We start from the raw sequence: 20,418 nt of genomic DNA, 5'->3' as shown, positions 1-20,418 counted from the left end.
CATCACCAGAAGCGCTCGGGCTCCTCCACCGGGGGACGATCCGCGCCACCCCATCGGTCGGCTTCGGCCTTCGCCGCATCGGCGGCCGCGTCGGCGCCGCGCAGCGCGATCTTGGCTCCGGTCGCTCCGGGGCCGATGGGATCGACCAGCAGAGTGGTGCGCGCCCCGATCCCGCCGATGGTCACCGTGCACTCCAGCACCCGGCCGATCCATCGCGAGAAGTCGCCGCCCGGCTCCTCCGTGCGGCGGTAGCGGATGCCCGTGTCGAGGTCGACGAGAGCGAGGACGACGGGTTCATCGGTGAGCGGATCGACCTGCTCCGTCACCTCGACCCGGTGGCCGTGGGTGATGGCGACCTGAGCGGGGAGCACGAGCATTCTGTCCATGAGTCCACCCTAGGCATCGCCGCCGGGAAGACAACAGGCGACCGGAATCGCAACATTCGTAAATTTCTTTGTCCCCCAAATGGCGGACAAGCCGATTAAGCGGTACTCTGCTCAGGTAGCGGGGGCTACAGGCTGAGATCTGGGGAGATCAGCCGAGAGCGCAGCGAGAACTTCGCCGCCTCCCCAACCGTCCGGGAAGGACGGTCAGCCCTCTCGGCGGTACCGTCTGGGGCGGATCGTTCGGGAGGGCATACCCCCGCCGAACCGCCGGCCAGTCGACGCGCTCAGTCAACCAACTCAGTCGAGCGGGATCACCTCGAGGGTGTTCGAGCGCACCGGCTCCTGTCCCATCTCGGGGGCGTACGGGCTCGGCGTGTACTTGGCGAGGTACTCGGCATCGATCGCCGTGTTCGTCGCCTCATCGGTGACGCGCTCGAAGCGGACGTCCTTCGTGACGCCACCGGCCGACACGCGGCCGCGCAGACTGGCGAGTGCCGGGGCATACCACTTGCCCTCGAGCCCCGTGTAGGAGCGCACGAACAGGCGCCCGTCCACGGCGACCGCCCAGATTCCCACGGTCTTCGGCATCGTCCCATCGTCGAGCTGTGCGGAGAGATCGAACATCTCCGGCGCCGCGATCGTCGCCAACTCGTCGGCGTCCCACATCGTCATCCCCCTGTCGTCAGACGCCACGACTAGCCCTGATCCCCGACGTGGCCCGGCGCGGTGAGCGACAGCACCCGCTCGACGAAGGCGGCGTACTCGTTCATGTAGTGCTGGAGGAACTCGCGCGTGCGGGCATCCTTCACCTCGCCATCCGGACCGAAGGCCTCGGGATCGAACGTGATGTACGCCTCCGGGGCGTTCAGCTGCGGGGCGTTGAGGAAGCTCAGGACGCTGCGCATCGACGACTGCATGACGGCCGTGCCGATGGCACCCGTGGATGCTCCGATGATGCCGGTGGGCTTGCGGGCGAAGGAGTTGTGGCCCCAGGGGCGGGAGCCCCAGTCGATCGCGTTCTTCAGCGCACCGGGGATGGAGCGGTTGTACTCGGGCGACACCAGCAGCAGCCCCTCGGAACCCTCGATGGCGCGCTTGAACTCCGTCACCGCGGCGACCGGATCGAGCTCGTCGTCGCGGTTGTAGAGCGGCAGGTCCCGGATCGGGATCTCGACGAGCTCCAGGCTGGGCGGCGCGAGCCCCACGAGCGCTTTCGCGAGGATCCGATTGATCGAGTCCTGAGCGAGACTTCCGACGAGATAGCCGATGCGATGCGTCATGTGTGCTCCGCAGGGAGGGCAGTCGGTCGAGTGCGTCAGCGTGATCCCCGCGTCCTTCCATTTCCAGGATATCTCCGAGAAGGGGGCTTGCCGCAAGACCCCACCCATGCGGCAGAATCGACCCTCGCTCGTGCGATCCGGCCCTCGCGCGTGAGGAGACCCATGTCTTTCGACCCCTTCCACCTGCCTGCGAATCTGGGCGCGAAAGCGACCACCGCCCTTCTCGACGCCGACCGCGATCACCTCGGACGGATCGCCGACACCCTGGAGGAGCAGCGCAGCGAAGTCACCAGACGCCTCGCCGAGGTACGCCGCCAGCGTGCGGGATTCGGCGACAGCGCCGTGAACCGCGACCTGGAGATCCGACGCCTGAGCGGAAGGCTCCGGATCCTGCAGCGGTTCGGCATCGACATCTGCCTGGGCAGGATGACGCCGGCAGAAGGCGAACCGATCTACATCGGTCGCACGGGTCTGGCTGCGGCCGACGGCACCCGTCTGCTCGTCGACTGGCGGACCCCGGCGGCCGAACCGTACTTCGCCGCGACCATGGAGGATCCGCGCGGCATCGTCTCGCGCCGGCGATACCGCTGGACGGACGGACGCATCAGTGACTACTGGGACGAGGCGCTCACGCCCGCCGGGTTCGACGGCGCAGCGTCTCTCGACGATCAGTCCGCATTCATCGCCAGCCTCGGCACGCATCGCACATCACGGATGCGAGACGTGCTCGCGACGATCCAGGCCGACCAGGATGCGATCATCCGCACTCCCTCGCCCGGTGCGCTCGTCGTGGACGGCGGTCCCGGGACAGGGAAGACCGTCGTCGCTCTGCACCGGGCCGCGCAGCTGCTGTACGCAGAGCCGCGCCTGACCCAGAGCGCCGGAGGCATGCTGCTCGTCGGGCCGAACGCGCACTATCTCGCATACGTGGAAGATGTGCTGCCGAGTCTCGGCGAGGACACGGTGCGACTGTGCACGCTGCGGGACCTCGTCCCGGAGGGTGCGACCGCCGTCGACGAGCCGGATGCGCGCGCGGCCTCGCTGAAGGCCTCGCTCTCCCCCGACCTGATGCTCGACGCCGCGGCGCGGTCGTTCGAGCGTCCGCCGCAGCATGCCATGCGCCTGGAGTCCCCCTGGGCTGACCTCTGGCTGAGCCGCCAAGAGTGGGTCGAGGTGTTCGCCGCCGCCGACCCCGCAGCGTCGCACAACGAAGCGCGCGACGAGGTGTGGGAGGAGATCCTGGAACTCCTGGTCGATCAGGTCGACGACGACGAGGTGCCGCCGCACGTGATCCGGCGCTGGCTGCGTCAGGACGACGACCTCACCGGGACGTTCGTGCGTGCCTGGCCGCTGCTGTCCCCGACCTCCGTGGTGGGGCGGATGTGGAACTCGCCCGCTCTGCTCCGGCAGTGCGCCCCGGCCCTGTCCGCGGACGACATCGCGCTGCTGCACCGGGAGGAGACGGCGCCGTGGACCACGGCGGACCTCCCGTTCCTCGACGCGGCGCGGCGCCGCATCGGCGACCCGGAGGCGGTGCGCGAGGAGCACCGCCGTCAGGCCGTGATCGCCTCGGCGCAGGAGCAGATCTCCCACGTCGTCGATCATCTGATCGAAGACGACGACAGCGAGATGAAGGTGATGTCGATCCTGCGCGGGCAGGACGCACGGAACGTGCTGCTCGGCGTCGACGCCCCGCCGGCACTCACACCCGACGAACTGGCGGGCCCCTTCGGACACATCGTCGTCGACGAAGCCCAGGAGCTGACGGATGCCGAATGGCGGATGCTCGTCGCCCGCTGCCCCTCGCGCAGCTTCACGGTCGTCGGCGATCGCGCGCAGGCACGGCACGGCTTCACCGAGACCTGGGAGGAGAGGCTCATGCGCATCGGTCTGCGCGATGTGCGGATCACCCACCTCGGCGTGAACTACCGGACACCGGCGGAGGTGATGGAGACGGCGGCACCCCTGGTGCTCGCGGCGATCCCGGACGCGAACGTGCCGACGTCGGTGCGCGAGAGCGGGGTCCCGGTCCGGTTCGGCGAGGCCGCATCGCTGCCGGCGGTGCTGGATGCCTGGCTCGACGCGCATCCCGACGGCGTGGCGTGCGTGATCGGCGACCCCGGCTTCGCACCGACCGACAGAGTGCGGTCATTGACCCCCGAGGGCGCGAAGGGGCTCGAGTTCGACCTGGTCGCCCTCGTGCGGCCGGAGCAGTTCGGCGACGATGTGACCGGCGCTGTCGACCGCTACGTCGCCATGACCAGGACCACTCGAGAGCTGGTCATCCTGCGGTGAGCGGCGGAACCGCCGCCGTCAGGCCAGCGCGTCACGCAGCGCGAGGAGGTGGGCGCGGCTGAGGTCGGCCGCGCCTTTCGCGTCACGGTCGGCGATCGCCTGGGCGAGCACGGCGTGCGCCTCGTGGTCCTCGTCGCCGCCGTACACGCGGCGGATGCGGAGCATCTCGATCATGGCCTCCCGCAATCGCGGGGTGAAGCTGTCGAACAGGTCGAGCAGGACCGGGTTGTGGGCTGCGGCGACGATGGATCGGTGGAAGACCGTGTCAGCGTCGACGTGGCTCTCGATGTCGGAGCGGCGCGCGGCGCGCTCGGCCAGAGCGCGGCGGAGGGCGCGCAGATCGGCGGGCGTCCGTCGTGACGCGGCGAGCGCCGCTGCCTCGGTCTCGATCGCGACCCTCGCCTCGATCACCGCGACGACTCCGGCCCGGCGGAGGACGGAGTCCCAGTCCTCCGGGGCGTCGAGGGCAGTGACGAAGACCCCCGCCCCCTGCCGCGACGCCAGCACTCCGCGCCCGGCGAGCTGACGGATCGCCTCACGGACGGTGGAGCGCCCCACCCCGAGCTGCGGTGCGAGCGTCGTCTCTCCGGGCAGCTTCTCCCCCAGCGTCCACTCTCCCGCGCGGATCCGTTCCAGCAGCAGCTCGGCGGCCTGATCCGCCAGCGGTGCGCGCTTCACCTGTGCCATCGGCCATCCGATCTCTCGCCTCGACGCCTCGTCTACTTGTCTGAGGAGTTCTGCTACAGTCTAGCCATGTTCATGTCAGAGCACCTTCTTCTTCGCCGCCACGGCGGGGCATAGCCGGACCGGCTCCCCGTCGTGGAGTCGAACATGCGCCGGTCGCCTCTCTGAACGAAGAAAGCAGCACCGCCATGACCACGACACCCTCCTCCCGCATCTCCACGCCTGCCGGCCCAGTACCTTCACACGCACCATCCTGGAACCGGCAACGGCACTCGCAGATGCCCTCGCATCGCTACCGCGATGTGTTCTCGCGAGTGGAACTTCCCGTGATCGAGCGGGACTGGCCCACGCACCGCCTGACGGCTGCTCCCCTGTGGGTGCCGGTCGATCTGCGCGACGGCAACCAGGCGCTCGCCGAGCCGATGGACCCCGAGCGGAAACGGCGCTTCTTCGAGCTGATGGTCTCGATGGGCTACAAGGAGATCGAGGTCGGGTACCCCTCGGCGTCGCAGACGGATCACGACTTCGTCCGCCTCATCGCCGAGAGCGACATCGCGCCCGACGACGTGACCATCGTCGTCTTCACCCCGGCTCGCCGTGACCTCATCGAGCGCACGGTCGCCTCGATCCGCGGCATCCGCAATCCGGTCGTGATCCACATGTACACCGCGACGGCTCCGGCCTGGCGCGACATGGTCCTCGGCTACGGCGAAGCCGATCTGAAGCAGCTCATCCTCTCAGGCGGTCGCGACGTGCTCGAGTTCGCCGGCGATCTGCCGAACGTGCGGTTCGAGTTCTCGCCCGAGGTGTTCAACCTCACCGAGCCCGACTACGTCCTGGACATCTGCGACGCCATGACCGATCTGTGGGATGCGACACCCGAGCGGCCCGTGATCCTGAACCTCCCCGCCACGGTCGAGGTGGCGACTCCCAACGTGTACGCCGACCAGATCGAGTACATGCACAAGAACCTGGCTCGCCGGGATGCGGTGATCCTCTCGGTGCATCCGCACAACGATCGAGGCACCGGGATCGCCTGCGCAGAACTGGCCGTGCTCGCCGGAGCTCAGCGGGTCGAAGGGTGCATCTTCGGCAACGGGGAGCGCACCGGCAATGTCGACATCGCGACCCTCGCCCTCAACCTGCACGCCCAGGGCATCGACCCGATGATCGACTTCTCCGACATCGACGAGATCCGCCGCACGGTCGAGTACTGCAACCGGATCGAGGTGCACGCCCGGCATCCGTACGTGGGCGACCTCGTGCACACGGCGTTCAGCGGAACCCATCAGGACGCGATCAAGAAGGGCTTCGCCGAGCACCGCGCCCGTGCGGCGGCGAACGGGCGCCCGGAGCACGAGGTCGAGTGGCGGGTTCCCTACCTGCCGATCGATCCCGCCGACATCGGACGCGACTACGACGCGGTGATCCGTGTGAACTCGCAATCCGGCAAGGGCGGCATCGCCTACCTGTTGGAGACCGAGTACGGCGTCGAGCTGCCCCGGCGCCTGCAGATCGACTTCGCCCGCCACGTGCAGCGCCACGCGGATGCGACGGGAGCCGAGATCACGGCCGCCGAGCTGTGGAACGTGTTCGGGAACACGTACATCCGGCAGGCCTCCACGGCCGTCGACCTCGTCTCCTACGACATCGCCGAGAACGGCGGGCGCACCCACACCGGCATCACGCTGCGCATCGACGGACGCGAGCACGTCACGGACCACACCGAGGTCGGCCCCGTCGAGGCGCTCACCGCCGCACTCGACGCCCACGGCATCCGCGTCGATGTGGTCAGCCTGCATCAGACGAGCGTCGGCTCCGGCAATGACAGCGACGCGCTGACCCTGTTGGAGCGACGAGACTCGGGCGGAAGCAGATGGACCGCCGGTCAAGGGCGCTCGGTGCTCGCCGCCACCATGTCTGCGGTGATCGGGGCCGCGAACAGCCTCCGCTCCCCCATGCTGGTGGGTGGCGTCGGCTGACGGACGACGACGTGAGGGCCTGCGCCGCACGGGGGGATTCCGCGCCGGCGGTGATTCCGGTCAGGCGTCCGCTCGCAGCGGGACCTTCACGTCGCCGCCGGCCTCTTCGGTGAGCCGCTCGCCCATCTGCACGAACGTGGGCTCGGCGATGAAACCCCCGGCGAACAGCGCCTGCCCCTGCACGAACTGCGCGGAGCGCCGGATGGCCTCCTCCGAGGCGAAGCCGAACACGTCGGCGAGTTCGGCGAGGTCTCGGGGTGCATTGACCCGCATCAGCGCGAGGTTGTCGCACTGCGAGAGGACGTTGGGGTGGATCTTCGTCGGCCGCTGGGTGGAGAGCAGCAACCAGAGCCCGAACTTGCGCCCCTCGGCGGCGATCTGCACCAGCTGCTCCGTGAGGGCTCGCTCGACCGCCGTCTCCGGATTCGGCGAGCAGAGGTTGTGCGCCTCGTCGATCACGATGAGTATCGGCCGCCGCTCCTCGCGCCGGGACCACAGGTGCTCGAGCACGGCGAGCGCGGCGACCTTGGGCTCCGGCCGGTACTCGAAGCCGCCGAGGTCGAGGACCGTCGCACGCGGACGCTGGTCGATCGTGTCCACCACCGATACGGCACCGCGCGACCACAGCTCCCAGTCCAGGACCTGCAGGTTCTCCATCCGGTTCGCGAGTCCCACCCGGGCCGGGTCGTTCGAGGCGCGCAGATCGGGGAGCATGTCGCGCGCATCGAAGCTCTCGGCCTCCTGTTCGACATGGATCAGGGCGTTGTACTCCTCGGCGTCGGCGATGGGATCCATCCGCAGCACGGCCGCCTTCGATGAGGGCACCAGATCGACGAAGCGCACGTGCAGTCGATCGCCGTCGCCCGCGCCCGCGCCCGAACGGAAGACCCGGATGTCGGCCTCGGCGATCCGTGACGCATCCGCCTCGTTCGCCGTGGCCCTCGTCTCGCGCAACCGGGTGAAGTCGCCGTTCGGGTCGAGGATGAGCATCGGCAGCTCGGTCTCCAGCAGCAGCTGCTCCAGGAGCACACCGAGCGCATAGGTCTTGCCGCTCCCGCTCTGACCGACCCAGAAGGTGTGGCGGTTGAAACGCCGCGCGTCGAGGTCGGCCTTTGCGTCGGCATCGCCGAGAACAGTCCCGATCGTGAGGTTCGTCATCATGGCAGTGCGCCCTTTCGTTCACGGTGTCGAGGCGATGATCGACATCATCCTCGATCCCGCGCGTGGGCGCCAGAGTCGGCGGCGGTGGCGCACCGCAGGGCGCAGGTCCGAGCGCACCGCCACGTGCCTCACAGCTCCACGACGCTGACGGTGTCGATCGATGCTCCCTCCACCGCGGTGTCGGCTCGGAATCCGATGTTCCCTCGCACGTGCGCCGTGTGCGTCGTCACATCGACCACCGTGCCGTTGATCCGCGTGGTGAACGTCGAGCCGACCGCATCGACGCGAACGGTGAAGTCACCGCTCGGCACCACGCCGGTGACGGTCTTCAGCAAAGTCCACGCACCGGCGATCTTGACGTGCGGACGCAGCGCCCCGTCTGCACCCAGCTGCCACATGTAGAAGTTGGCCGCATCGCTGCATCGGAAGACGAGCCCGATCCGCGCCCGGTCGACCCTCAGCGTCGCCTCGACCGCATAGTCCGTCCAGTCGAGCCCGCCGTTGGCGTTGCGGATGTCCTCAGCCGCAGTGACGGTGAGCGTGCCGCCCGACACCGAGCAATTGCGCGCGTTGACCCATTTCCGCAGGTCGCCCGAGAAGTCATCCGAGAACAGTCCCGCACCGGGCGACAGTACGACCCGGTGGTAGACCTCGATCTCCGAGAGCTGCAGACGGTAGTGGTTCGCCTCGATAGCGAGCGGCCGCAGCTTCGTGCCCCGCACCCGCACGTAGCGGGCGGGCTGACGTCCGAAACCGTACTCGACGGCGGCCGTGGGCTGGGGCACCGCGACTCTGTTGACCACGCCTGTCCAGCTCGTCCCGTTCTTCGAGACCTCCACGACGAAGTCGAGGGGGAAGCCCTCGCCGGGGGTGTCCATGCGAGGAGTTAGCCGGATCGCGTTCACCACGTGCACGCCACCGAGGTCGACCGAGACCCACTCCTCGTGATCCGTCAGGACGTTTCCCTCGCTGGACCAGCACGTCGCCGTGTTCCCGTCGACGACGCCTGCCTTCGAGAAGCTCCACGCTTCGACGGAGGTCGAGGCGGAGACCGGCCGGCCGGCCGCAAGGTTCCAGTCTCGGGAGAATCCCGCCGGAAGGGCGAACAGGCGGGCCTCGCCCGCCAGGAAGCTCGCCGTGACGACACCCGTGCCGGCGTTGTAGGCCGCCGGCGTCTCCAGACCGGTCGTCGAGGAGACCTCGTTGACTGCGGCGAGGTTCTTCTCCGTGGCGAACTGCAGAGTCTTCGACCCGGCGTCCAGGGTTCGATCCACGATCAGCACGTACCGACGGCCGCCGTCGCCGACGAAATGCGAGACGATCACGTTCGCCGCCGAGTTCACCGGACGCCAGTACGAGTTCCCTGGAACCGGGACCGTGCCCGTCGCCATGACGCCGGAGTGGTAGACGGCCTGCGAGGTCGCTGCGGCGGTGACGGCGCCCAGATTCGTCAGCGATCGCCCGATCGCCTGCACGGGTGCATACAGGTCGGTCTTCGTGCCATTCGGAGCGATGATGGCGTTCGTGAACGGCTCGGAGCGATTCTCGGGCGTCGCCCAGGTGAACCAGTACAGTGCACCGAATCCGTACGCGAGGTACGCATGGGCGTTGTAGCGCATCTCGATCTCGGTGGGCCTGCGCAGTCCGCCGGGGATGCCGACCGACTGGAGGTAGGCACCGGTCGGCAGGTTGTGCCGAAGCGCCGAGTGCCGCACGATCTCGACGTTCTCGAACCAGTCGCTGTGTATCCCACCCGTCGTGGGCCAGGGGTACCGGTCGTAGGCGAGCCGTTTGACGTACGAGGCGCCGACGGCGCCGATCCAGCCCTCGAGATAGTTCTCGTAGTCGGCGTTGTAGACCGTCATCGGAAGGAGGTTGAGCAGCGGCTCATACTGCGGAGCCTCCATGAGGAACCTCCGATACGCAGCGGCGTATGCGGCGAACTCCGTGTGCAGCGGCTCGTCCTTGACGTAGAAGCCGAAGAGCGCGGGATCGCCGCCGTACTCGCTCGCGATGGTGGCGGCGAACGCCGGATTCGTCTTCAATCCGGCGCTGTTGGTGTCGGCGACGACGACCTTCATCCCCCTGGCTCCGGCCAGGGTGAGCATCTGGTGGTTGAGGGCGGCGGAGTTCAGATCGTTGCCGACGACGTTCTGCAGCACGGTCACATACGCATCACGCAGCCAGTCGTACTGCGTGGCGTTCAGGAGCGCCGCGGGCGGCGGCCAGAAGGCACCGATCTGCAGAGCACGGGATGCGCCCGCCGGCAACCCTGCCGCTCGCACCGTCGTCGAGGCCGCAGTGGCACCCCCGCTCGGCGTGGCCGATGCGGCGGAGGGGAAGCCGATCGCGCCGATGACACCGGCGACGAGGGAGCCCCGAAGCACGGTGCGTCGGTCGATGCCGCGGCCCGGAGTACTGCCGCCGTCGGCATCCATGACGCCGCGCTCGCCGTTCACCAGGTCACCAGCGCGGGAGCGACGACGTTGTTGGAGCCCTGATTCAAGGTGGGCGTCGTGTTGCTCTTGAACATGTTGGTCGCGGCGATCGCGACCCGGTTCGCGGTCGGCGCCAACCAGATCGCCGTGTCGAAGAAGGCGAGGATGTTGTTGGAGATGAGGATCGAATCCTCCGACGCGCCTCCGGCGATCAGGATGCCGTTCTTCGCCGCGGTCGTGCTCCCCGCGTACTCGATGATGTTGTCGGCGATCATGCTGAGGTGCCCCACCCCGGAGCCGCCGCCGTTGGACACGCTCACGGCGAGGAACGCCACGGACGCACCGCCGGCGGGAAGGCCGTAGATCAGGTTGCCCGTGAAGAGGATGTTCCCGTAGTTGCTCGTCGAGATCGCGCCCTTGGTGCAGTTGAAGTGGGACTGCGAGACCTTGATCCACAGCGACTGGTCGGTCGGGGCCGCATTCGCCGTGACCCCGTAGGCGCAGGCCACCGCCGCGCACTTGTCCAGATGCACGCCCTCGAGACGACGGTCCGCCGTCCCGTCGACGAGGAATGCCGTGTTCATGAAGTACACGTTGATCTCCGAGAGATAGATCTCCACGGGAATCGATCCACCGGACAGCAGCACGCCGACGGTATCGCTCCCGCCCCCGCTGCGACGCCCCTGGATGCGAGAGCCGCGGAACCGCAGGGCACTCGCATCCACCAGATGGAAAGCGACCTTCGGACCCGTGGTGTCGCTGACACCGACGACTTCGACGTTCTCGATGATCGACGTCTGCGCCGTGGCCCCGCTGACGCGTGCGAACCGCGCGGTGACCGCGGTGATCGTCTCTGCGGAATCGCAGAGGACGGCGAAGTCACGCAGGACGAGATGCCCGTTGTCCCACTCCGAGCTGACTCCGAGGTCGAAGTCGAATCGACCCGAGGCGGAGAGACGGAACCGTGTCTGGACCTGGCCGGCCCCCTGGATGAAGAGCCGTCGGGAGGTCCCGACCGCCGGCACCGTCACGGTGCTCGTGATGCGGATGGTGCCGGCGGGCGCCATGAGCACCGCACCGGCGCGTACGGCGGCGTTGACCGCGCTCTGGAATGCCGCGGTGTCGTCGGCGGTGCCATCCGCCTTCACCCCGAACCACCGCGCACTCATCCGGTCGTCGCCGTCCATCTGACGCCGCCACACACCTGTCGTGGACGCCGTCGACGCAAGCCGTGTCCCTCCGTCGGCACTGCTCGCCGCAGCCGCCGCGTCCCAGACGAACACCCCCTCGCCACCGTCTCCGATCGCCGCCCTTCCGAGCACCACCACCGGCTCCATGGGTGCGGTGATCGGAAGCGCCGCGAGCGCCGCGAAAGACCCGATCGATGTCAGAGTGGTCGCTGCATGGGCTGCGGCGCCCCCGGTCCCAAGTGCGAGCGCAGAGGCTGCACCGCCGACGACGACTCCCAGTGCGGCCCGCCGAGCAATACCTGGCGACGTCGCCGTCGCTCGATCATCGTTTCTCATTGCAACTCCTTTGTTGTGAGAGTGAGCGACTCGGTCGAGCCGCTCGACGGCGCAGGGAGAACCGGCGCCGGAGTCAGATCAGGACGTCGAGATCGACGCCATCCGCCATCGCGCGGTACCCCTTCGAGTTCGGATGCGTGCCGTCCGCGTCCAGGTCGGGGCGCAGGCTCCCCGGCTCCTGCGGGTCATCGAGCGCAGGAACGAAATCGATCACGCCGTCGTAGACCGATTGCCGGTGGATCCAGGCATTGGCGCGCTCGCGTTCGCGTTCCATCGGCGCGGCCCAGCCGTAGCCGCCGCCTCGAGGGACGATGGTCGCGATCAGCGCGCGCATCCCGCGGACGTGGATGCGCTCCGCAATCCGTTCCCACTCCGCGATCAGGGCGTCGGCCGTTCCGCCGAGGTAGAGATCGTTCGAACCCGCCGCGATGATCACGGCCCGGATCCCGGACAGACTCAGGGCATCGCGTTCCAACCGGGAGACGACGTTGGGCCCGACCTCGCTGTTGCCGAAGCCGGCCACCGTGTTGCCCCCGATCCCCGCGTTCACGATGCCGAGCCGTCGGGGATCAGCCGCGTCGAGCGCCAGTGTCCGCTCCGACAACAGATCGGTCCAGCGAGTGTCCGTGCCGAAGTCCGCCCCGGCGCCGTCCGTGATCGAGTCACCGATCGCGACGATGGACCCGGCGCCCGAGGTGCGCACATCGATCGCATCCACCCACGCCGACCCCGTCGTCCACGGCCGGAAGGCCGCGCCCGCCGACTCGGCCGTGAGATCACCGACCGCACCCATCGTCGTCCAGGAGAAGCGGTTCCCCCACGGATGGGCGGAGACCTCCGTCGGGGCGCTCACGAGGATCGAGATCACGACCTCGCCGCGCGTCGGCACCTCCAGTGCTGCGGGATCGCTCCACACGGCGTCTCCCGGGTGCACGAGCACACCGGCGGCGCCGCGGAAATGCAGCGCGACGGGCTCCCCCGCGATGTCCGGGAGGGTGGATCCGGGGAGTCCGATCGAGACGGCATCGACCCGCAGCGGCGCGTAGGAGTAGGGGTTCGAGATGCGGATGCGGACGGCATCCCCGCCCCAGGCCATCCGCATCGTCTGCCGGATCGTCGCGTCGGGGCCGGCGAAAGTGCCTCCCGCCCCGCTGAGGGACGCTGTCCAGCCGGTGACCCATCGCAGCTCACCTCCGTCATGCATCGACACGAGTCAGCACCTCCCCTCGGAACGAGTACTGCCCTGAGCCGAGAACGAATGCCGTTCCCCCCTCCGCCGCGACCACGTCGCTGACGCCCGGGGCGTGTTCCAGCTCGACGCCATGTTCCACGATCGCGATCGCGGGGAGGACGACCTCGGCGGTCACGTTGGCGGGTACTCGGATGTCGCATTCGAACGCATCGGCCGTCAGCCGCCATTCCACGGTGATGAGGCCCCGCACCGATCTGAACTCGGCTGACGAGCTCGTCACCCCTTCCCCCGGCTGCGGGGCGATCCTCACCCGGGCGAAACCGGGCGCGGCCGGTGCGAGTCCACCCACCACCCGGAACAGCCAGTCGGTCACCGAGCCGAAGGCGTAGTGGTTGAAGGAGTTCATCAGCGGATCCTGGTAGCCGGACTCACTCCACCCGTCCCACCGCTCCCAGATGGTCGTGGCGCCGTGAGCGATCTCGTGACCCCACGACGGATAGTCCTCGTTCAGCATCAGGCGGTAGGCGAGGTCCGAACGCCCGATCGCGCTCAGCGTCGGCAGCAGGTGCGCGATCGACAGGAATCCGGTCGTCAGATGCCCGCGGCTCTCGACGTCGGCGGCCAGTGCTTCGGCGGCGACCGCGCGCTGATCGGGCAGCAGGAGGTCGAAGGCGAGCGCGAGCACGTACGCCGCCTGGCTACCGGCGGGCATCGTGCCGTCGGGCGCGACGAAGGCCGCGCGGAAGGCCGCCGCCGCGCGCACGCTGAGTTCCTCGTACCTGCGGGCGTCGTCGTGCCGGTCGAGAACGCGGGCCGATCTGGCCATGAGCTGCACGGCCAGGTTGAAGTACGCCGTCGCTGTGAGGTCTTTCGGCGTTTCGACCGGAGCGAGCCAGTCGCCGTAGTCCGTGTTGCGGTTCGTTCTCCAGACGAGATCGTTCAGGCGATGCTCCACGTAGGAGACCCAGCGGGCGCCCGCATCGTAGGCACGCGCGATGAGGGTCGCGTCCCCGTAGTACTCGTAGACCGCCCACGGGATGATCAGGACCGACTCGGCGTAGCCGGACGATCCGTCCTCCGTGTACGTGAGCCGCCCGAGCAGGCCCTTCGCGGGTGCGATGTCGGGAACGGCGCCGGAATCCGGCACGGCATCGAGGATGTCGTCCATCCATTTCGAGAAGAAGTTCTGTACGTCGGCGAGCCAGCATGCGGTCGATGCGAAGACCTGGCCGTCCCCGGTCCAGCCGACCCTCTCATCGCGGGCGGGACAGTCCGTCGGCACGTCCATGAAGTTGCTGCGCATGCTCCAGCGCGTGTTCCGCACGATCGTGTTCACCAGCGCGTTGTCGGTCACGAGTGTTCCCGTGTCATCGGTCGCCGATGACACGGCGACCCCGGTCACCGCATCGAGTTCCGGCGGCGTGGGCAGACCGGTGATCTCGACATAGCGGAAACCGTGCGAGGTGAAAGTCGGGGCGAACTCGTCGTCCGCGCCGCTCAGGATGAAGGTGTCGGCCGCGCGCGCTCCCCGGAGGTTCGCGAGGTACACGCCTCCTGCGTCATCCAGGACCTCCGCATGGCGCAGCCGGACGATCGTCCCCGGGGCGCCCCGCGTCCGAAGACGGACGTGCCCTGCGAAGTTCTGCCCGAAGTCATAGACGAAGCTTCCCGCGGTGCTCTCGTGCCGCGACAACGCGGGCAGCTCGGCGATGGGGCGAGGGGCGTCGATGGGCGAGGGCACGAGCTTCCCCGTGGGCCCGCGGTCGATGTCGACGGTCCTCCACCCGTGCCCTGCGCTCCTCGTCCAGTCGCCGAGATCCCTGCGGGCGTCGACGACCTCGCCCTGGATGAGATCCGCGGCCTGGATCGCGCCGAAGGATGCTTCCCAGGACTCATCCGTGACGATGACCTCCGTGTCTCCGCCCTCATAGTCCAGGACGAGCACGGCACGCCAGACGGGCCGCTTGCCCCAGAAATTCCTCCGGTGGAACGGTCCGACCCCACCGGCGTACCAGCCGTCCGCGACGACCGCACCGACGTAGACCGCTTCCTCCTCGTCGAAGAGTCGCGTCAGGTCGTAGGTGTGGAACGCCACGCGCGTGTCGTAGTCCGTCCATCCCGGAGCGAGGGAGCCGGGCGTGATGCGCTCGCCGCCGGCCCAGAGCTCGTAGATCCCGCCGGCTGTGGCGTGCATCCGGGCACGGACCACGCGCCCCCGCGGCGCGATGAGGCGGCGCAGATAGGGGACGGGACGATGATCGTCGTGCTGATGGTCGTCCCGACGCAGGGTGATCCACCGAGCGTCGGTCCACAGACCGCTCTCCGGGGATGTCTCGAAACGCGAATCGCCGGAGGCTGCCTCATCGGACGCGCCGTTGTGCCGCACCTCCACGCTCCATGCGTACGCGCGACCCGGCGCCAGCGCCTGCTCCGGCATCGACGAGTCCTGCGACATCGCGCCCTCGCGCATTCCCGAGTCCCAGACGAGGTCGTCCGACCTGTCGTCGCGGTACACCCGGATCCGGTAGGCGGTCTGCACGATTCCGCGCTCGGGAGAGACGAGCTGCCAGCTGAACACGGGAGCACCCTGAACGGCGAGCGCTTCGGCACGCCCTCCGACCCGCAGCTCCGAGACCTCGACCGTCATCGCACTCCTCCGAACTCGAACTCGTAATGTCCACTTCCGACGACGACCTGCACGGCCTCGTCGGTGTGCTCCGCGGAGAGCACGCCGTCCTCGCCCTCTCGCACCGTCACAGAGGCGGCGGGGATCTCGATCACGGCTTTCACGTTGGCCGGGATATCGACCGCGAGGCGCAGTTCGTCGCCCTGGCGGCTCCACTCGCAGCCGATCCGACCGGGCGGTGCCTCGAAGGCGAAGCGGGAGCCACGAATCGGTCCGGAGACGTACGGAGCGATCCGCAGCTCGGAGAAACCCGGGGCGAGAGAGGTGACGCCGCCAACGACCCTGTACACGCCGTCGAACCCGGAGCTCAGCGCGAAGTGGTTGAACGAGTTCATGGCGGGATCGATCAGGTGCCCGGCCTCATCCCACGCGGTCCAGTGCTCCCCGATCGTCGTCATCCCTCGCACGACCTGATTCGCCAGGGACGGTGCCTCCCGGCGGAGCAGCGTGCTGAGGACGAGATCAGGGCGTCCACTGTCGATGAGCACCGGATAGATCCATCGGATGCCCAGGAAGCCGGTGGTGATGTGACCACGAGCCTCGACGTCTGCCACGAGATCGGCGCGGGCCTGAGCTCGATCCTCCGGACGCAGCAGGTCGAACGCGAGCGCGAGAGCGAGCGCCGTCTGCGTGGCGTCCTTGATGCGCCCGTCGGCGTTCACGAACTCTGCGCGGAATGCCTCCGCCACGGCGTCCGCGAGCGCGGCGTGCGCGTCGGCTTCCTCGGTCAGCCCGATCACGCGCGCGACGTCGGCGGTCACTCGAGCTGCGTACCCCCAGTACGCCGTCGCGGTGAGCCCCTTGTCGGTGGGGACGGTGGCCAGCCAGTCTCCATAGTCGGTGTTGCGACGGTGCCGCCAGACGTGGTCGGGGTTGACCGTGCCGATGTACCGCAGCCAGCGGGTCATCCCCGGGTAGTGACGCTGCAGCACTCCGGGATCGCCGTAGTGGGTGTACAGGTCCCACGGCAAGAAAACACCGGCATCGCCGTAGCCCGCCGCGCCCTCTTCGGCGAAGTCGACCAGGGCGCCGGGCGCGATGTCGGCGAAAGCACCGTTGGGCTTCTGCGCATCGGCGATGTCGTCGAGCCACTTCGTGAGGAAGCCCTCGACGTCGCCGTTGTACATCGCCACGGGGGCGAACATCTGCGCGTCACCGGCCCATCCCAGGCGCTCGTCGCGGTTGGGGCAATCCGTGGGGACCTCGATGAAGTTGCTCAGCATGCCCCACTCCAGGTTGCGCTGAATACGGTCGAGCATCTCGTCGTCGGTACGCAGCTCGAGGGAGATCCCGTCGAGGCTCGACACGGCGACGGCCGTGGCATCCTCGATCGAGAGCTCCTGCAACGCACCGTCCACTTCGACGAATCGGAAGCCGTGGTAGGTGAAGATCGGGTCGAGCAGCTCTTCTCCCCCACCCGCGAGCACGATCTCGTCCGTCGCCGCCGCGCCGCGGAGGTTGTCGAGATAGAGCGCGCCGTCCTCGTCGAGGATCTCCGCGTGACGAAGCCGGACGATGGTGCCGCGCTCCCCGCGCAGTCTCAGTCGCACGCGACCCGCCAGGTTCTGCCCGAAGTCCAGGATCGGCGACCCCGTCGGACTGCGCAGCACCGCGACGGCGGGGACCTCTCGGACGATGCGGGCCACCGGGATGCGCGCGGGGACGAGATCTCCTGCCGGCCCCGCCTCGACCTGCACCGGATCCCACCCGCCGAATGCGGCCGACCAATCTCCCAGGGAGATCCTGTTGTCCTGCCGGTAGCCGTGCAGCAGCTCCGCCATGCGGATCGGACCCGTCGTGCACTCCCAGTCGGAGCCGGTGACCTCGTGCTGCACGGAACCGTCGGCGTACTCGATGATCACCACGGCCCGCAGCAGCGGGTACTCGCCCCAGACTGCTCGCTTGCCGAACGGACCGACATATCCACTGAACCAGCCTTCGCCGAGCATCGCTCCGAGGACGCTCGTGCCCGGTGAGAGAGAGGCAGTGATGTCGTGGCCATGGAAGGGCACGCGGACCCGGTAATCGGTCCACCCCGGCCCGAAATCGCCGGCGGAGATGCGGGTTCCGTTGCACCAGAGGTCGAACAGACCGCCGGCCGTGACATAGGCCCTGGCGCGCACGACACCGTCGCGCACGGTGAAGGCGCCGCGCACGTAGGGTGCCGGGTGGTTGTCGTGCGGTGTCATGACCTGACGATGCCTGCCGACCCATCGTGCACGATCCCACAGCAGCGATGACGGACCCGTCTCGAAGGCGCTCTCCGACTCTGCGGCGGTGCCGTCGCTCAGTCTGACAGCGACCCGCCACGTGAACCTCGACCCCGAAGGCAGAGTGCGTCCCTCGTACGGGATCCCGTGGCTCCGGGCGCTCTCAACCCACCCGGAGTCCCAGAGCTCGGCATCCTCACCCCGAGCTGTGGTGACGACGATCCGGTACGCGAGCTGCGTGACCGCGCGACGGGTGGATTCGATGCGCCAGGAGAGCACCGGCCGGGGGTCCGGGATCGCGAGCGGCTCCGCCCGTCCGCAGACCTGCAGATCGATCAGTGCGGCGCTCATGAGGCCGTTCCCTCCTGCAGCTGAGCTGCCTCCGCGGTCGCCGACAGCGCCGCTCGCCTGTCGGCGAAATCGGATCGTGCGAAGTAGTGTCGCGTCGCGTCTTCTCCCAGGCCACGGATCCCCCCGGCCTGCAGGGCCCCCAACCGGACCCTCGCGCTCTTCACCGCCATCGCCGAGATCGCATCCGCTCCCTCGACCGACTGCGAGATCGCGACGATCCCGTGGTTGCCGAGCAGCACCAGCGAGGGGACCTCGCCCCATTCATCGAGGTGCTCGCGCAGACGGCGTGCGAACAGTCGCCCGAGGGGAAGACCGGGTTCGGCGTACGGCACATGGAGCGAGCGCCCCAGGACCATCAGCTCGTCCGAGTAGACCGGCTCCGCGAAGGCGCTCTCCGAACGGACGCTCGCCAGCAGCGCCAGGACCGGCGTCGGATGAGTGTGCGCGACGAACCGCACCGACGACACCATCCGCACGGCGACGTGCACCATCGTCTCGATCGACGCCCGAACCGTCGATCCCCCGCCGTCCTCCTCCAGCGCACGGGTCAGCTGCTCCTGATCGCCGGACGGGTCATCGATGAGATCGGCGAGTGCCGCCAGGTCGACGGCGGCGAACGACGAGTGGTCGGCGTCTCGCATGGACGCCCCCGACGCCTTCACGACGATCTCGTCGCCGACGAGTTCGCTGGTGTTCCCCTCCGCCAGGATCACCAGATCACGCTCGGGAGCGCCGAGACGTCGGGTGAGATCGAGCAGCTCATCGCTGACGAGGTCGGGGGCGTATCTGGTGCTCACGGAGTTCCTTCGGTCGGGTGTACGGCAGCGGTTCACGGGAGATGGAGGGTCGGGGGGTGCGTGCGGCGCACGAGCGCGCGCATCTCCGGCACCGAGCCGTCGATGGCACCCGCGCTCATCGCCTGGACCAGCACATTGCCGATCGCAGTGGCCTCGGCCGGTCCGGCGAGGACGGGCAGTCCGGAGCGGTCCGCCAGGAGCCGGCAGAGCAGGTCGTTGCGCGCGCCCCCGCCGACGATGTGGATCGCCTCGATCCGGCGGGATGCCAGCCGGGCGGTCGTCCACGCCGCCTCGGCGAAGGCGCTGGCCAGAGACTCCAGCAGGCATCGCGTCACCTCGGCCGGGCCTTGTGGAGAGCGGATCCCGCGGAGGCCACACCACTCGCCGATCAGTGCCTCGACGTCGCCGCCGGCGCTGAAGAGCGGGTCGTCCAGATCCACGGTCGGGAGCCCCTCGGGCACGGCCGAAGCCAGAGCCACGAGTTCCTCCACCGAGAGCTCGGCCCCGGCCCGCCGCCAGCTCCGCTGCGCCTCGCTCAGCAGCCACAGCCCCATCGTGTTGCGGTAGACGAGGTATCCCCCGCCGACCGCAGCCTCATTGGTGATCCCTGCCCGCCGGGCGTCCTCGGAGATGACCGGCGTCGGGCTCTCCACGCCCACCAGGCCCCAGCTGCCGCAGGAGATGAATGCCGCCGACCCCTCGAGCGGAGTCGCGAGCACGGCGGAGGCGGTGTCGTGCGCGGCGACCGCGACCACATCAGGGCGGGTACTGAGCCCTGCGGCGTCCGCAACCCGACTCGTCACGCGTCCCACGACCGTCCCGGCCGACACCACCGGCGGCAGGAGCCGCGCAGAGACGGGGATCGCGGCGAGCGTCGCGGGATCCCACTCGCCGTCGAGGGCGAGCATGCCCGTCGTCGAGGCGATGGTCCGTTCCGCTGCGGGTGCGCCGCCGAGCCAGCCGGAGAACAGGGACGGGATCGGAAGCACCACATCCGCGAGCGCGAGCATCTCCTGATCGGCGGCGAGCTGGTAGACGGTGTTGATGGCCATGAACTGCGTACCGGTCCGTGCGTATTGGTCCGCATGCGGCATCCGGCTGTGCACCGCATCCACCGCACGTTCGTGCCGCGGATCCCGGTAGTGCGCGGGGGCGGAGAGCAGTCTGCCGTTCCGTTGGAGCCCGTAGTCGACGCCCCAGGAATCGACGCCGACGGAGCGGATGTCCGCCACCCGTCCCGCCACGCCCAGTCCATCCAGGATGCCCGCCCACAGCCCGAGCACGTTCCAGCGCAGCACACCGTCCGGCGCGGCCGGCCGATTGGGCATGCGGCAGACCTCGCGCAGCTCGAGGATCTCGGGCCCGACACGGCCGAGCATCACGCGACCGCTCGTCGCGCCGAGGTCGACGGCGACAACGTGCACGGGGGG

At 68.9% G+C, this 20,418-nt stretch carries 14 protein-coding genes; 2 read left to right on the top strand and 12 right to left on the bottom strand.

What is annotated here, in order from left to right:
* Positions 1–2: 2 nt before the first annotated feature.
* From HCX50_RS05840 to HCX50_RS05830, 3 genes are all read right to left on the bottom strand, one after another.
* Complete coding sequence (locus tag HCX50_RS05840) at positions 3–386, bottom strand: hypothetical protein (protein ID WP_091037394.1); 384 nt, start codon at positions 384–386, stop codon at positions 3–5.
* Positions 387–683: 297 nt separating this feature from the next.
* A complete protein-coding gene (locus HCX50_RS05835; RefSeq protein ID WP_167633312.1) occupies positions 684–1,058 on the bottom strand; it encodes a DUF2255 family protein in 375 nt (124 codons plus the stop codon).
* A gap of 23 nt (positions 1,059–1,081) precedes the next feature.
* The gene (locus tag HCX50_RS05830; RefSeq protein ID WP_091037401.1) at positions 1,082–1,666 is read right to left on the bottom strand and encodes an NADPH-dependent FMN reductase; all 585 of its coding nucleotides are present in this window, start codon (positions 1,664–1,666) and stop codon (positions 1,082–1,084) included.
* Positions 1,667–1,828: 162 nt separating this feature from the next.
* Here HCX50_RS05830 and helR point away from each other — a divergent pair, with 162 nt between their 5' ends.
* Positions 1,829–3,961 carry an RNA polymerase recycling motor ATPase HelR gene (gene helR / locus HCX50_RS05825; RefSeq protein ID WP_167633311.1) on the top strand — a complete coding sequence of 711 codons (2,133 nt, stop codon included), beginning with the start codon at positions 1,829–1,831 and terminating at the stop codon, positions 3,959–3,961.
* 18 nt (positions 3,962–3,979) lie between these two features.
* Here the strand turns inward: helR and HCX50_RS05820 are convergent, their stop codons facing one another.
* Positions 3,980–4,648 carry a FadR/GntR family transcriptional regulator gene (locus tag HCX50_RS05820; protein ID WP_167633310.1) on the bottom strand — a complete coding sequence of 223 codons (669 nt, stop codon included), beginning with the start codon at positions 4,646–4,648 and terminating at the stop codon, positions 3,980–3,982.
* Between the two features lie 275 nt (positions 4,649–4,923).
* Between HCX50_RS05820 and HCX50_RS05815 the strand changes: the two genes are divergently transcribed.
* Positions 4,924–6,627, top strand: coding sequence for a 2-isopropylmalate synthase (locus HCX50_RS05815; RefSeq protein ID WP_237682369.1), 1,704 nt, complete (start codon positions 4,924–4,926; stop codon positions 6,625–6,627).
* Positions 6,628–6,687: 60 nt separating this feature from the next.
* Here HCX50_RS05815 and HCX50_RS05810 read toward each other — a convergent pair whose 3' ends face one another.
* The 8 genes from HCX50_RS05810 to HCX50_RS05775 all read right to left on the bottom strand — a co-directional run bounded on the left by HCX50_RS05810 (position 6,688) and on the right by HCX50_RS05775 (position 20,412).
* On the bottom strand, positions 6,688–7,788 hold the full coding sequence (locus HCX50_RS05810) for an ATP-binding protein (protein WP_237682368.1): 1,101 nt from the start codon (positions 7,786–7,788) through the stop codon (positions 6,688–6,690).
* A 128-nt stretch (positions 7,789–7,916) separates the two neighbouring features.
* Positions 7,917–10,247 (bottom strand): discoidin domain-containing protein, encoded by a 2,331-nt coding sequence (locus tag HCX50_RS20155; protein WP_167633308.1) that lies wholly within the window; start codon positions 10,245–10,247, stop codon positions 7,917–7,919.
* Positions 10,244–11,752 (bottom strand): glycosyl hydrolase family 28-related protein, encoded by a 1,509-nt coding sequence (locus HCX50_RS05800; protein WP_140403386.1) that lies wholly within the window; start codon positions 11,750–11,752, stop codon positions 10,244–10,246. The genes HCX50_RS20155 and HCX50_RS05800 overlap by 4 nt, the downstream gene beginning before the upstream one ends.
* Before the next feature lie 73 nt (positions 11,753–11,825).
* Positions 11,826–12,956 (bottom strand): GDSL-type esterase/lipase family protein, encoded by a 1,131-nt coding sequence (locus tag HCX50_RS05795; RefSeq protein ID WP_237682378.1) that lies wholly within the window; start codon positions 12,954–12,956, stop codon positions 11,826–11,828.
* On the bottom strand, positions 12,949–15,591 hold the full coding sequence (locus HCX50_RS05790) for an alpha-L-rhamnosidase (RefSeq protein ID WP_167633306.1): 2,643 nt from the start codon (positions 15,589–15,591) through the stop codon (positions 12,949–12,951). Before HCX50_RS05790 ends, HCX50_RS05795 begins: the two co-directional genes overlap by 8 nt.
* Positions 15,588–18,191: an alpha-L-rhamnosidase gene (locus tag HCX50_RS05785; RefSeq protein WP_167633305.1), complete on the bottom strand. Its 2,604-nt coding sequence runs from the start codon at positions 18,189–18,191 to the stop codon at positions 15,588–15,590. The genes HCX50_RS05790 and HCX50_RS05785 overlap by 4 nt, the downstream gene beginning before the upstream one ends.
* Entirely contained in the window at positions 18,188–18,988 is an 801-nt protein-coding gene (locus HCX50_RS05780; RefSeq protein ID WP_091037426.1) for a class II aldolase/adducin family protein, read from the bottom strand. Before HCX50_RS05780 ends, HCX50_RS05785 begins: the two co-directional genes overlap by 4 nt.
* A gap of 32 nt (positions 18,989–19,020) precedes the next feature.
* Positions 19,021–20,412: a rhamnulokinase gene (locus HCX50_RS05775; RefSeq protein ID WP_337748993.1), complete on the bottom strand. Its 1,392-nt coding sequence runs from the start codon at positions 20,410–20,412 to the stop codon at positions 19,021–19,023.
* Positions 20,413–20,418 lie beyond the last annotated feature (6 nt).

The organism is Microbacterium sp. B19(2022), assembly GCF_012030385.1.
GTDB lineage: Bacteria > Actinomycetota > Actinomycetes > Actinomycetales > Microbacteriaceae > Microbacterium > Microbacterium oxydans_B.
Note: the sequence above shows the minus strand (reverse complement) of the source record. Positions and strands in the feature narration are given on the sequence as shown.